Origin of the sequence: Rhizobium mesosinicum, from assembly GCF_019511345.1 — a bacterium.
GTDB lineage: Bacteria > Pseudomonadota > Alphaproteobacteria > Rhizobiales > Rhizobiaceae > Rhizobium > Rhizobium mesosinicum.
The window spans coordinates 424,482-437,522 of the sequence record NZ_JAEUAK010000003.1; the positions used below are offsets into that span (position 1 = coordinate 424,482).

12 protein-coding genes and 1 pseudogene are annotated in these 13,041 nt (G+C 59.8%); 8 read left to right on the forward strand and 5 right to left on the reverse strand.

Translation table 11 applies throughout. The annotated features are described in order from the left end of the window. The first annotated feature begins 12 nt into the window (after positions 1 to 12). From JNB85_RS09585 to JNB85_RS09610, 6 genes are all read left to right on the forward strand, one after another. The gene (locus JNB85_RS09585; protein WP_220334091.1) at positions 13 to 2,055 is read left to right on the forward strand and encodes an NADH:flavin oxidoreductase; all 2,043 of its coding nucleotides are present in this window, start codon (positions 13 to 15) and stop codon (positions 2,053 to 2,055) included. Between the two features lie 291 nt (positions 2,056 to 2,346). Then, positions 2,347 to 3,882: a sensor histidine kinase gene (locus JNB85_RS09590; RefSeq protein ID WP_220334092.1), complete on the forward strand. Its 1,536-nt coding sequence runs from the start codon at positions 2,347 to 2,349 to the stop codon at positions 3,880 to 3,882. A 349-nt stretch (positions 3,883 to 4,231) separates the two neighbouring features. Beyond that, the gene (locus JNB85_RS09595; RefSeq protein WP_220334093.1) at positions 4,232 to 5,098 is read left to right on the forward strand and encodes an alpha/beta fold hydrolase; all 867 of its coding nucleotides are present in this window, start codon (positions 4,232 to 4,234) and stop codon (positions 5,096 to 5,098) included. Positions 5,099 to 5,169: 71 nt separating this feature from the next. Continuing rightward, entirely contained in the window at positions 5,170 to 5,412 is a 243-nt protein-coding gene (locus JNB85_RS09600) for a hypothetical protein (RefSeq protein ID WP_220334094.1), read from the forward strand. Between the two features lie 124 nt (positions 5,413 to 5,536). Next, positions 5,537 to 7,591 carry a response regulator gene (locus tag JNB85_RS09605; protein ID WP_220334095.1) on the forward strand — a complete coding sequence of 685 codons (2,055 nt, stop codon included), beginning with the start codon at positions 5,537 to 5,539 and terminating at the stop codon, positions 7,589 to 7,591. 172 nt (positions 7,592 to 7,763) lie between these two features. Further along, positions 7,764 to 8,096 carry a helix-turn-helix transcriptional regulator gene (locus tag JNB85_RS09610; RefSeq protein ID WP_220334096.1) on the forward strand — a complete coding sequence of 111 codons (333 nt, stop codon included), beginning with the start codon at positions 7,764 to 7,766 and terminating at the stop codon, positions 8,094 to 8,096. A 31-nt stretch (positions 8,097 to 8,127) separates the two neighbouring features. Here JNB85_RS09610 and JNB85_RS09615 read toward each other — a convergent pair. From JNB85_RS09615 to gcvA, 3 genes and pseudogenes are all read right to left on the reverse strand, one after another. Continuing rightward, positions 8,128 to 8,247, reverse strand: a pseudogene (locus JNB85_RS09615) (catalase); the annotation flags it as partial. A 119-nt stretch (positions 8,248 to 8,366) separates the two neighbouring features. Next, positions 8,367 to 9,224 (reverse strand): SDR family oxidoreductase, encoded by an 858-nt coding sequence (locus JNB85_RS09620; RefSeq protein ID WP_220334097.1) that lies wholly within the window; start codon positions 9,222 to 9,224, stop codon positions 8,367 to 8,369. A gap of 178 nt (positions 9,225 to 9,402) precedes the next feature. Next, positions 9,403 to 10,290, reverse strand: a complete 888-nt coding sequence (gcvA, locus tag JNB85_RS09625) for a transcriptional regulator GcvA (protein WP_220334098.1) — start codon at positions 10,288 to 10,290, stop codon at positions 9,403 to 9,405. A 138-nt stretch (positions 10,291 to 10,428) separates the two neighbouring features. Here gcvA and JNB85_RS09630 point away from each other — a divergent pair, with 138 nt between their 5' ends. Further along, complete coding sequence (locus tag JNB85_RS09630) at positions 10,429 to 10,695, forward strand: hypothetical protein (protein ID WP_223216469.1); 267 nt, start codon at positions 10,429 to 10,431, stop codon at positions 10,693 to 10,695. Positions 10,696 to 10,707: 12 nt separating this feature from the next. Next, positions 10,708 to 11,160, forward strand: a complete 453-nt coding sequence (locus JNB85_RS09635; RefSeq protein WP_220334099.1) for a VOC family protein — start codon at positions 10,708 to 10,710, stop codon at positions 11,158 to 11,160. Positions 11,161 to 11,259: 99 nt separating this feature from the next. Here JNB85_RS09635 and JNB85_RS09640 read toward each other — a convergent pair whose 3' ends face one another. Then, entirely contained in the window at positions 11,260 to 12,039 is a 780-nt protein-coding gene (locus JNB85_RS09640) for an alpha/beta fold hydrolase (protein ID WP_220334100.1), read from the reverse strand. A gap of 258 nt (positions 12,040 to 12,297) precedes the next feature. After that, the gene (locus tag JNB85_RS09645) at positions 12,298 to 13,032 is read right to left on the reverse strand and encodes an endonuclease/exonuclease/phosphatase family protein (RefSeq protein WP_220334364.1); all 735 of its coding nucleotides are present in this window, start codon (positions 13,030 to 13,032) and stop codon (positions 12,298 to 12,300) included. Positions 13,033 to 13,041 lie beyond the last annotated feature (9 nt).

Here is a 13,041-nt window from a genome sequence, read left to right on the forward strand (position 1 = left end):
ACGAGTGTGGATATGTCCTCCAAAGACCCTCTGCTGCAGCCGTTTCAACTCAAGCACCTGACGCTGAAAAACCGCGTCATGTCGACCGCTCACGAGCCGGCCTATTCGGAAAACGGCATGCCGACGGATCGCTACCGGCTTTATCACAGGGAAAAGGCGAGAGGCGGCATCGCACTGACCATGACGGCAGGATCGGCGGTCGTCTCGCCTGACTCTCCGCCATCCTTCGGCAATCTCCACGCCTATCGGGACGAGATCGTGCCCTGGCTGAAGAGACTTGCCGACGACTGTCATGAGTTCGGTGCGGCGGTCATGATCCAACTCACGCATCTTGGCCGCCGCACAAGCTGGAACAAGGGCGACTGGCTGCCGGTGCTGTCAGCCTCGCCGATCCGTGAGCCGGCGCACCGGGCCTTCCCGAAAGAGGCCGAGGACTGGGACATCGAACGCATTGTGGCAGACTATGCCACGGCGGCGCAGCGCATGCAGGAAGCCGGCCTCGACGGTATCGAAATCGAGGCCTACGGCCATTTGCTCGATGGTTTCTGGTCGCCGGCGACCAATCGGCGCGAGGACGAATTCGGCGGCTCGCTCGACAATCGCATGCGTTTTTCTGTCATGGTCACGCGGGCGGTTCGCGAGGCGGTCGGGCCGGATTTCATCGTCGGTATGCGTCTCGTCGCCGACGAGGATTGGGAAAGGGGGTTGTCACGCGAGGAAGGCATAGAGATCGCATCACGATTTACCCGATCCGGCGACATCGATTTTCTCAACATCATCCGCGGTCATATCGACAGCGATGTCGCGCTCAACGAGGTCATTCCGATCCAAGGCATGGCATCTGCCCCGCACCTAGATTTTGCCGGCGAGGTGAGGGCGATAACCAGGTTCCCGGTCTTCCATGCCGCACGCATCGGTGACGTGGCGACGGCCCGTCATGCGATTGCAGAGGGGAAGCTCGACATGGTTGGCATGACGCGCGCGCATATTGCCGACCCGCATATCGTGCGCAAGATCGAAAGTGGCGAGGAGGCGCGCATCCGGCCTTGTGTCGGCGCTACCTATTGTCTCGATCGGATCTACGAAGGTGGGGAGGCGCTTTGTATCCACAATGCCGCGACCGGTCGCGAGGGAGAGATTCCGCATGAGCTTGCCAAAGCCGAGCTTCGCCGAAAGGCCGTCGTGGTCGGTGCGGGACCGGCCGGGCTTGAGGCTGCCCGCGTGCTGGCCGAGCGGGGGCATGCGGTCGAGCTTCTGGAGGCAACCGGAAGAGCCGGCGGACAGGTCAATCTTCTGGTCCGCAATCCCCGACGCAAGGAGATGATCGGTATCATAGACTGGCGGCTGGCGGAACTGGAGCGGCTCGGCGTTCGCATACGCTATAATGTCTACGCGGAGCCGAGCGATGTACTTGATCTTCAACCCGACCTTGTCGTCGTTGCGACCGGCGGCATTGCCCAACAACCCGAACTCGATTCAGGCGATGAGCTCGTAACCTCCTCCTGGGATATCCTTTCGGGCGGCATCAGGATCGCCGATACCGTCCTGCTGTTCGACGACAATGGTGGGCACCCAGGCATGTCGGCGGCCGAAGTGATTGCCGGAAGCGGTGCCGAGCTCGAGGTCGTTTCGCCCGAGCGCTTTTTCGCCCCTGACATGGGAGGCATGAACCACGTGCCCTATGCCCGTAGTTTCGCGGAGCGGAACGTCAGGGTCACCATCAATACGCAACTCAAATCGGTCCGACGCGACGGCAACATGCTCGTCGCTGTGCTCGGATCGGATTTTGCGGATGGCGCACAGTGGGAGCGCCGTGTCTCCCAGATCGTTGTGGAGCATGGCACAATTGCCAATGACGAGCTTTATCGTGAGCTAAAGCCGCTCTCGCGAAATCTTGGAGCCGTGGATTATGCCGCCCTGATCAATCGTCGGGCGCCGCTGCCAACGCGCAACAGCGAAGGACGTTTCGACCTCGTGCGGATCGGCGATGCGGTTTCCAGCCGCAACATCCATGCGGCCATTTATGAGGCTCTGAGGTTCTGCTCGCTGTTTTGAGCTCTTTATAGCTGAGCTCGGCTATCCTGATGGCGCCGCTCAAAGGTGCAGGATGCGGTCGGTGCGAGGATCGATAACCGAACTAGGTCTTTGAGTGTGGTCGATCTTGTCGACACCGTCCTTTGGGGCCTGATGTCAACGAGTGGAGCCTGTATTAACCAGCGCAGCAAACGCGTGTCAGCCAGTAAATTGTATAGCGGAGGGCGGGGAGAGTGGGGTCGTCTGCAACCTATCCTTGACTCCGATAGCCTGCTATCCGACAGTGTCGTCTGTTAAATCCATGGGGATTCGATGGGCCTCACGAAAGGCTTCACGATTGTCGGCAGGGCTGCGATTGCCGCTATCGTGTCAATGTTCCTTGCACTCTCTCTCGTCTTGGGCTTTTGGCTGCATTCGAGCTACATTTCCGCGATCATGCGTGGAGAAGACCAGGTCACCGCCACGGCCAAGATCGTTGCCGCCAACGCGATCTGGATCAATTCGCTCGCGCGCCAGACCCTTTCCCGCATGGATGATGCCTTCGGAACGACGGAGGCCCTGCCGGAGGGGGAGCGCATTGCGCGGTTCAACGCCGCGACGGCCGAACTGCCGACCACGGCAACCGCCTATGTGGTGGCTGCGGATGGGACGCTGCTCTATTCGACCGACCGGGAAAGCAGCCCCGCCGACATCGTCGACCAGACCTATTTCCGCCGGCTGGCCAATGGTGCAGAAGACCATACGTCGGCGATGACCATCATGCGCAATACGGATCGCCATGTCTTCCTTTCAGCTGCGCGCATCGAGCGGAACGATAGGTTCGAAGCCGTCGCGATTCTGGCGTTTGATGTCGGGATGCTGCGATCGATCTGGGACGCTGCCTCGCTCGGGCCGGGCTCTACGGTGAGCTTCCTGAGGCGGGATGGAAAGCTAATCGCCAGGTATCCCGAGCCGAAAGAAGCAGTCGATCTTGGCAACTACGTTCTCTTTACCGACTATATGCGGAAAGCGACATCGGGTTCTTATGTATCTGTCTCCCCCGTCGACCACGTCAAAAGGCTGGTCGCATACCGGATCGTCGAGCGGACGCCGTTTGTTGCCATTGCCTCGGCCGAGACGGCGGAAATTCTCAAGCCTTTCTGGACCGACGTCTCGATTGCCATGCTGATCGTTCTTCTGGCCCTTTGTGCGGCTGTGGTCGGCGGACTGAAGATCCTGAGCCTGGCGCATGCGGACGCGCGCCACACCGGAGAACTTGCCGAGGCGCTTCGAACCAATCAGGTGCTGATGCGGGAAATTCATCACCGGGTGAAAAATAACCTGCAGACGGTGATGGCGCTCATCCGGCTGCAGGGCCTGAGGCCTGAAACCGTTCAGAGGGTGAACGAGCGGATCGTCGCCATGTCGGCAGTGCATGAACAAATGTATGGCTTCGACCAGTTCAGCAGCGTCACTGCGCAGCAGTTCGTCCCGAGCCTGGTTCGCACGCTGGTCGGGCTGCACGACCGCGATATCAAGCTGAGCTTCGAAATCGACGACATCAGGATCGATGCGGACAAGGCCACGCCATTTGCATTGCTGCTGAACGAGCTTCTGACAAACAGCATGAAATACGCCTTTGTCGGCCGGACCGGCGGACATATTCGCATCAGGCTGCTCGAGCGTCCGGACGGCAAGGTCCTGCTTGAAGTGGCCGACGACGGCATTGGATATGAGCCGGTTGCAACCAAAGCCGGCATGGGAAGTAGGTTGATCAAATCTTTCGTCAGCCAGATGGATGGAACCTACGACACCGAGCGGGCTGAAGGTACCGTCTTCACTGCCTTATTGTCGATTGCCGTCCGATGATGCGGCAACGTGAGGGCGGGCGCCGCGAGCGGACGACAACGGCCGACACATGAGCGAAGGTCCGGTGTGGCGCCTGCCTCCGACGCGATTCGCAAGAAAGCCGCTTTACGAACCTTGATTGACAACTTCCATTGGCAGCCGGAACTCTGCCGCGATCCGTGAGTTCATCTCGGATCGTACCGAGGCGCCTCCATGCATGACCCCAATCATATCCTGAGCGCAGTTCAGCCGAGGCGTGCTGCGCTTCGTGATGAAGTTCTCCATTCGCAACGAGATACCGGCTCCGTTGCCGGGGATGAACGGTTGAACGACAAGCTGATATCAGACGCGCGAATGTGCGGGAGGAGTGATGTTTGAAGGCTTTGAGCTTCGATATGTCGTGATTGCCGAAGGGGCGATCCGTCTGCGCATCGGCGGCAGCGGCCCGCCGGTTCTTCTCCTGCACGGACATCCGAGAACCCATATGACGTGGGGAAAGGTGGCCGACCTTCTGTCGCCGTTCTTCACGGTCATCTGCCCGGATCTGCCGGGCTTCGGACGGTCCTATATTCCCACCGATACCCACGACAGCCGCCATTCGTCCAAGCGGGCGAAGGCTGCGGCGCTCGTCGACATGATGAAGGCGCTCGGCTTCCGCAAGTTTGCCGTGGTTGGCCATGATCGCGGCGCCCTGAGTGCCTTTCGCATCGCAATGGACCATGCAGACCATGTCGACAGGTTGGTGATCATTGACGGCCTCCCCGTGCTTGAGCATCTGGAGCGGGCGAACTGGGAGTTCGCCCGTGATTGGTATCATTGGTTTTTCTTTGCTCAACCCGACAAGCCCGAACGCGCGATCTTGGCCGATCCGCTTGCCTGGTACGACACGCTGCGCCCGGATGCGATGGGACCGCAAGCCTATGACGATGTCCTCGAGGCGATCTCTAATCCGCTCGTCGTCCATGGCATGATCGAGGACTACCGTGCCGGCATCCGCGTCGATCATATCCACGATCGGCAAGATCGCGACGCAGCTCGCAGGATCGCCTGCCCGACGCTGTGCCTCTGGTCGCTGCGCGACGACCTTGAACAGATCTATGGCGATCCGCTGGCGATCTGGGAGACTTGGGCACATGACCTGCAAGGTTTCGGCATCGACAGCGGCCATCATGTTGCGGAGGAAAACCCGTCGGCGCTGGCGCAGGCGATTTCGGCCTTCCTGGGACAAGAAATGTGAAGCAAGGCGCAAGCGCGCACGGAACAGACGCCCACGGGTTTTGTTTTCTTCTCGTAACCAGAGGTTCGGAGATGGCCGACCGTCCCCAACACGATCCCTTTGGATCGACCGAGACGCAAACCGCCTATGACGCCAAGGAACGTCCCGGCTCGAGCCGAGGTCTTGCCTTGTCCGCCTGGGCAATTATTGCCGCCGCTGTATTCCTCGTTCTGTGTGTCCTGGGCCTCGTGCTGGCGCCAGAAACGCCCTCCGAGCCGCCAGCAACTGGCTCCGCCGCTCAGCTGCCGCCATCGCGCGATGCGGGACACGACTGATGCATCTGGGATTCTGCTTCGCAGTCCTTATTCAGGGGAAAGGTCAGCCTCGTCCCAACTTGACATTGCAAGTTTCCCGCTCTGGATTATTTGATAGGGCTCGAAGAACACATCCGGAGGTCCGTTGAACAAAACCCGGCCAGCGCTCCTTCTCATTACCGCCTCGCTCATTCCGGTCATCATACTGGCAGCGCTGATGGGAAGGTTCTTCATCAAGGAGCAGCAAGCAGCTCTTGACGACGACATTCGCGGCCGGGCAGCGACGTTGGCCGCCACTCTTCAACGTGAACTCAAGAGCCAGGCTCAATTGCTCGCGGTCGTCGCCGATTCCCCGCGCCTCGACCCTCCGATCCCGCGCGCCGCCTTTGCCGAGACTGCGCGGCGTTTGCTCGATCGGGTGCCTGAATGGGAGCAGATCAGGATTTCGAACGAGAAGGGCGAAGTCGTTCTGTCGTTTCCGCCGCTCGATCCGTCGGCAGACGCGCCTGTTGCGGACATGGAAAGCCATCACGCTGTCGTTCGCACAGGTGCCGCCGTGGTCGGCAATATCGCCGTTGGTCCTAAAGGGCAGGCGGCCTTTGCGTTGCGCGCTCCGATCCAAAGGAACGATCGTTTGAAGGCTGTCCTGTCGGTGGTGATCCGTCCGGCGATGGTGACCAAACTGCTCTATGCCAACGGACTTCCAGGGTCCTGGTCGGCTTGGATCGTCGATGGACGCGACCGCCTTGTGGCATCGACCGGCGCTCCCGCCCTTGCCGGTAATCCGGCCAGCGAATTTGCAAGCTTTTCCGGCGAGGATTTAGGTGCTGCCACCCTCAAGGACGGGCTGGAGCTTCGGGTCGCCGAAGTCGCGCTCGCCGACACCCCCTGGCGGGTAAGGGTTGGTCTGCCGGTCTCCGACTATCAGCGGCTGGCGCGCAAGGCCACTGTGCTGCTTGTGACGGCGAGTTGTTTTACGCTCCTGCTGTCCGGTTCGGCTGTATTTCTCTTTTACAGGGAAGTGCGCGCCAGAAACCGTGAGCGGGAGAGCATGGCAAACTGGCAGCGGATGGATGCGCTTGGAAAGCTGACGGGGCAGGCCGCCCACGATTTCAACAATCTCCTGATGGTCTTCCAGTCCGGAGTTGAGGGCATCAAGCGACGGCGAAACGACGAACAGCGCGTGACGCAGCTTCTGACGCATATGAGCGATGGCGTGGTACGAGGAAAGGCGATCACCCAAAGGCTGTTATCGTTTTCAAGACGTTCCAACCAGGGCGCCTCGCAGGTCGAACTGGACGTCAGGCTTGCCGAACTGTCTCCGCTGCTGCGCCAAGCCGTCAATGACACGATCCTGATGGAGATCAGGGTGCCGGAAGATACCTGGCCGGTTCACGTCGATCCTGCTGGGCTTGAAATTGCCCTGATCAACATCCTGACGAATGCACGCGAAGCCATGACGGGAGGTGGGCATGTGATCATTTCCGCTCGCAATGTGCTCGACGCAGCGACGGAGAGTCCCGGGCTCAAGGGGCCGTTCGTCGCGCTGACGATTTCCGACACCGGGACCGGCGTTGCCCCGGAAAATCTTGCACGGGTGTTCGAACCGTTCTTTTCCACCAAGAAGAATGGTGGCTCGGGTCTCGGCCTCACACAGGTCCACAGTTTCGCCAGTGGCAGCGGCGGTGCAGTCAAAGTCGCAAGTCTGGCCGGCCACGGCAGTGCCTTCACCATGCTTCTGCCGCGATCAAACGAGCCGCGGGCGGTGCGTGCGGAGCCAGCCTCTTCGGCAAACCTTCCCCGTACGATCATGATCGTCGACGACACACCGGCATCGCTGGAATCCGTGCGACTGGTGCTCGACGGCATCGTGCCGACGATCTTCGAAGCCGCAGGTGGACCCGAGGCGATCGAGATCCTGAACCGTCATCCTGAAATCGAAGCGGTCGTTAGCGATATCATGATGCCGGGCATGTCAGGCATCGAGCTTGCCGAGGAGATCCGCCGCAGAAACCCGTCTCTGCCCGTCGTGCTGATGACCGGCTATAGCGACAGGCTGGAGGCCGGTACGGAAGTTGGACGTCCGGTCGTCCCGAAGCCCTTCAAGGTCGAGGATCTGGCTGCCTGCTTCGAGGAGGCGAAAATCTCGGTGGTCCAATCGGCAAACGTCGTGCGCCTGGAAATTCCGACGAAGGGCTGATCGGCGTTGACGTCACATATCTACTCCTTTGATCGATCGGTACGCTGATATCATCAGCTCCTAATCCTTTCGAACGGAACCCCGGTCAATCTTTGCCGTTTGCCCTTGCAGACAAGGCGGTCACGGATCACTGGGCCGCCGTGTCAGACAATTCGATTGGAGCTGTAGTGTTATGATTACAAGCCAACAGCTGCGTGCAGCGCGCGCGCTATTGCATTGGGAGCAGAAGGATCTTGCCGAAGCCGCGCGGGTCTCATTGCCGCTGATTAAGGAACTCGAAGTCGCGGCAGGACAACTGAAGGCAGAGGCGCGAGCAATTGACGCGATCGTCAACGCTATCCAATCGGCCGGTGTTTCGTTTCTCGACGGAAACTATTCGAGCCCGGGCGGACCCGGTGTGCGGTTCAGCCAGCCGGCTGGGACCAGCCTGGATACCACCGAAGACGAAACGATCCAGTACCGTGAGTTTTACGAAAATGATGCTCCGCCCGGCGCGGGCGGCTGAGACCGCCGGCGCCTTGCATCGCTCACGCGAGACGCGGGAATGCTCGGTCCGGCTCCGGTTTCACGGAATGGATAACGTCGGGAAGCTTGATGGCGTCCTGGATGAAGAAAACGGGAATGTTATTGGCGACGAGGTCCCAGTTTCCCTCCTTGGGCGGGTCACTTTGCCGCCCAAGCGTGTCTTGAGGTAAACCTTCGAACCAAGTTGAAACGTCAAGCTTGGCGTTGCCTCCGGCAAATCGACAGCCTCGCTGGTCTCAGGCGCTCCAGCTCATAAGATCGGTTTGCCGCCCGTCACGGCAATCGTTGCCCCCGAAACATAGCTCGATAGCGGATCGGCGAGCATTACATAGGTGGTCGCGAGCTCGGCGGGTTGGCCAGGGCGCTGCATCGGGACCTGCTTGCCGAAATTCCTGACCGCCTCATCGGGCATTGTAGAGGGAATGAGAGGCGTCCAGATCGGGCCTGGCGCGACTGCATTGGCGCGGATGCCCTTCTCAGCCAGCATCTGCGCGAGACCGGCAGTGAAGTTTTGGATAGCGCCCTTGGTCGTCGCATAAGCGAGCAGATGAGGACTCGGGCTGTCGGCATTGATCGAGGCCGTGTTGATGATGGCGCTGCCGGCTTTCATATGCGGGACCGCCGCCTTGGTCAGGTAGAACATCGCATGGATATTGACCTTGAAGGTCAGTTCCCATTCGTCGTCGCTGATCTCGCCAATATCCTTGAAGCTTGCCTGATGGGCCGCATTGTTGACGAGGATATCTATGCCGCCAAGTTCGCTGCGTGCGGTTTCGATGATATGGCGGCAATGCTCCGGATCCTGCAGATCTCCTGGGACGAGGACTGCCTTTCGCCCTGCCTCTTCGATCCACTTCTGGGTTTCGCGCGCGTCGTCCTCCTCGTCGAGATAGGCAACGAGAACATCAGCACCTTCGCGGGCATAGGCGATCGCAACAGCCCGTCCGATGCCGCTGTCGCCGCCGGTAATGACGGCTTTCCTGCCGGTCAGCCGCCCAGAGCCGCGATAGGTCCGTTCGCCGTGGTCCGGTACCGGCGACATCGCCCCGGTCGTGCCCGGCATGGGCTGGTGTGGCGTATTGAAAGGCGGGGTCGGATAATTGGCCATTTTCTGTTCCTCCAGGTATTGATGGGGCGGACCGGCCGACATCAGCCGACGAGCCTTCGGCCCTCGCCGCGGCCGGGCGGGCGGTCCGGTACAACAACTCGTCTGGGGTCCGACAGTTCCCTGTCAGTTCGTGGCAACGAACGGTTTCTAGCTGAAGTTCATTTTATAAGACGCCCAGTCAGCCGGCCGCCATTTCCCTGAATAGCCAATCTCGGAATGTCCTGACTTTCCGTTGCCGCAGTGCGCCGTTCGGATAGACGACATAATAGTTCCATCTCGACTTCAGCGTCAGATCAAAGGGACGCACCAGCCGGCCGGCCGCCAGATCGGCAGAGACGAGCGCGCTCCTGCCCAGCAACACACCTTCGCCTTGCACTGCAGCCTCGACAGCATAGGCGGCAGATTCGTACCTTACCCCGTTGCTAGGGTTGATATCGTCCAGACCCGCAGCCCGCAGCCATGTCGCCCAGTCGATGCGGAAGTTGTCGTGGATAAGCCTGTGATGCCTCAGGTCATCGGGTGTCCTGAGCGCATACTCCCCTTGCAGCAGTTCCGGACTGCAGACCGGCGAAACCTCTTCCTCAGCCAGGAACTCCGATGTCACGCCTTCATATCCCCCGGCGCCGTAGCGGATCGCGATATCAATTCCGTCTCTGATGAAATCCGAAAACGTGCCGGACGTCGACAGGCGCACGTCGATATCCCGGTTGGCGCGATGGAAGCGGTGGAGCCGCGGCACAAGCCACCGCCCTGCAAAGCCGTCAGACGTGCTGACATTAAGGACGCCGGCGGACTTGGGCGCAGTTGCCGCGATTGTCGCAGCACCGATCCGATCAAGGGCCGCGCCGATCTCCGCAGCATAAGCGGCACCTACCGATGTGAGTTGGACGGATCGGGTTCCCCTCTCAAAAAGCCGGCTGCCGAGCTGTTCCTCCAAGTTGCGGATCGCACGACTGACAGCGCCGTGCGTCACATGGAGCTCTGCGGCGGCCTTGGTGAAGCTCAGATGACGAGCAGCGGCGTCGAAGGCTGGAAGCGTGGTCAGAGGTGGAAGTCGTCTCGGCATCGAGTCACCTGTGATTTCTAGTCACAAATCCTGCACGAATATTCGATTGTCGTCCAGCCAGGGGCCGTGCACTTTCGGCGCATCGAGAAGCTTTCTCGAACCTGTTTATGCCAGTGTGTCGCCTAAGAGGAGATCGTCATGACTGTTACTTTCACTCACAATGAAAATTGCCGTCTCACCACGCGAGGCTCTGCGCACCTGCCCACGGTTCCAATTGACCTGCTTTGCGCAATGGTCACAGGACAAGCAGCCCGATTGTTCGCCGGCATTCGACGCCGCTGGACGATGAGACATATTGCACGCTTTTCCACCCATCGCCTGCAGGACATCGGCTTCGAGCGCGATTGGGATGGGTCGCTAATGCAAATCAGCAATGGCCGAGTTGCCGGTCACCTCGAACACTGAAGGAGAAGCGACATGAAGATCTATCCCCATCTTTGGTTTGCGTCTCGTGCGGAGGAGGCCATGGAGTTCTACACTTCAGTGTTCAAGGAGTCTCGAGTCCTTGGGCGCATCGATCTCCCCGACCCCGAACTGTCGGTTGTCCGCTTCGAATTGGGAGGTCTGCCGATCGCCGCGCTGAACGCTCACTCCCAGGTGCCATACAATGAAGCGTTCTCTTTTCAGGTCGAGACGGACGACCAGACTGAGACCGACTATTATTGGAATGCATTGACATCCGGAGGCGGCAAAGAACAGCCGTGCGGCTGGCTGACGGACAAGTTCGGCGTCTACTGGCAGGTCACGCCGACGATCCTGCTGCGGATGGTCGCCGATCCCGACAAGGAGAAGGCAGGGCGGGTGCTGCAGGCGATGTATAAGATGAAGAAGATCGTCATCGCCGATCTTGAACGGGCCTATCAAGGCTAGCGAAGGCCACTGGTTTCTATGGAGCCCACGCCAGTTCCTTTGCGCAGGCTTCCGGTGCATTCCGCATCCGGCATCGTTTCCGGTTGATCCATCCCGCCATCAACTGCGCTGCCCTGCAGCCTCGAGGATGAGACCGGTTATCTCGTCTGGATGAGAGATCAACGACAGGTGGCTGGCTTGCACTTCGATGGTCTTTGCGCCCATGCGCTTGGCCATGAAACGTTCGAGATCGGGGTTGATGGTACGATCCTCCGTGGAGACGGCATACCAACTCGGCTTGGAGCGCCAGGCCGCCTGGGTAGTCCTGCCTGTAAGAAGCGCTTTCTGGAACGGTTCCTGAACGGCATAGAGCACCTTTGCCTTCGCTTCCGGAAGGTCGCCGGCAAAATCGCGAAGGAACGCTGCTTCGGTAAGGCGTCCTTCGTCGCCATCGAAGACGATGCCGGCTGATGCTGGCGGCGTCGGATAGGTCTTGGCCAACGCCGTATAGTCCTCATCGGCATCCGGGGCACGCGCGGCCACATAAACGAGCGCGGAAACGTTTGGATGCACGCCAGCTTCCGTAACGATCATTCCGGCAAAGGAATGGCCAACCAGAACCGTCGGGCCGTCTTGTCGCGAGAGTACCCGCTGCGCCGCAGCGACCGCATCAGGCAGGGTTGTCAGTGGATTTTGTACCGAGGTGGCATTCAGCCCGGCGGCCTGCAAGCGCGCGATCACGTCGGACCAGCATGAGCCGTCAGCAAACAGCCCGTGCAGCAGGACGACGTTGCGAGCCTTTACCGGCGCGGGAGTCGCTGCTATCGCGCGAGTGGAGATGAGAGAAGCGGCGGCGCCGGCAACCAGGGCGCCGGTGAACATACGTCTGTTCATCATCATGATTTCGTTTCCTTCTAGGTCAAGTGATTTCAGTGAAACCAATACGCCTAAGTAGAATTCTCCGGATATGATCTCGTGTCGGCGGAAGCAGCTCTGAAATCGGAGCAACGACGCTGCAGTATTTGCTGTTATGCCGCCGCTCCCTCTCGGACGACCATGTCAGCTTAGGATAAATAAAAACCGGAGGCAGCTATATTGAGGTCTAGGCTCCTGCCTACCAATGGCTAGTCAAGCTGGTTGCAAGAAGCTTGACGGACGTTACGGATCACTGAAACCGATGTCCGCAAGAAGAGGGAGGTGGTCCGAGGCGATCCTCGCCAGCCGTGTTTCAAGGACTGTGGCTTTCTTTACGGTCAGTTGGTGGCTGACGAAGATGTGGTCGAGGCGCATCAGCGGGTAGCGGGAAGGGAAGGTGGCTCTCGGCGCCGCCGCACCGGTCAATTGGGCATCCTTCAGCGACCGCGCTGCAAGACGATAGGTCGCGGATGCCGGGATAGCATTTAAATCGCCACAAAGAACACTCGGAATGGACTCCTCTGTCGTGCCGCGCAGCCAGCCGGAATTCAGCAGCGTGGTCATCTGCTGGATGCGCTCGCGTCCGCGAAGACCCAGATGCGTGTTGACGACAAGCAGTTTTCTTTCGCCAACCATTATTTCAACGGAAAGTGCGCCGCGCGTTTCGCCGATAGACGGCAACGGGCCGGCCTTGACCGCGCCTGTGGGCAAGGCGGTGATGATTGCGTCGCCGTACTGTTCTTCGGCGATCGACAGGGCCGGATGGAAATGCGCCTGCATCTTCAGAAGTGATGCGATCATGTGAGCCTGATCGACACCACCTGTCCTTCGCCTGCCGACGTCGACTTCCTGTAGGGCAACGATGTCGGCCTCGGCCTCGGCGATGACATTGGCGATGCGGCCGGGGTCAAGCTTGCGGTCGGTACCGACGCAGCTATGCACATTGTAGGTCAAAAGTCTGATGGGTTTATCCGGCATGTACCTGCT

Bases quoted from the DNA above. Each gene is read 5' to 3' on its own strand.
- JNB85_RS09585 (WP_220334091.1), top strand. From the start codon at position 13: ATGTCCTCCAAAGACCCTCTGCTGCAGCCGTTTCAACTCAAGCACCTG.
- JNB85_RS09590 (WP_220334092.1), top strand. From the start codon at position 2,347: ATGGGCCTCACGAAAGGCTTCACGATTGTCGGCAGGGCTGCGATTGCC.
- JNB85_RS09595 (WP_220334093.1), top strand. From the start codon at position 4,232: ATGTTTGAAGGCTTTGAGCTTCGATATGTCGTGATTGCCGAAGGGGCG.
- JNB85_RS09600 (WP_220334094.1), top strand. From the start codon at position 5,170: ATGGCCGACCGTCCCCAACACGATCCCTTTGGATCGACCGAGACGCAA.
- JNB85_RS09610 (WP_220334096.1), top strand. From the start codon at position 7,764: ATGATTACAAGCCAACAGCTGCGTGCAGCGCGCGCGCTATTGCATTGG.
- JNB85_RS09620 (WP_220334097.1), bottom strand. From the start codon at position 9,224: ATGGCCAATTATCCGACCCCGCCTTTCAATACGCCACACCAGCCCATG.
- gcvA (WP_220334098.1), bottom strand. From the start codon at position 10,290: ATGCCGAGACGACTTCCACCTCTGACCACGCTTCCAGCCTTCGACGCC.
- JNB85_RS09630 (WP_223216469.1), top strand. From the start codon at position 10,429: ATGACTGTTACTTTCACTCACAATGAAAATTGCCGTCTCACCACGCGA.
- JNB85_RS09635 (WP_220334099.1), top strand. From the start codon at position 10,708: ATGAAGATCTATCCCCATCTTTGGTTTGCGTCTCGTGCGGAGGAGGCC.
- JNB85_RS09640 (WP_220334100.1), bottom strand. From the start codon at position 12,039: ATGATGATGAACAGACGTATGTTCACCGGCGCCCTGGTTGCCGGCGCC.
- JNB85_RS09645 (WP_220334364.1), bottom strand. From the start codon at position 13,032: ATGCCGGATAAACCCATCAGACTTTTGACCTACAATGTGCATAGCTGC.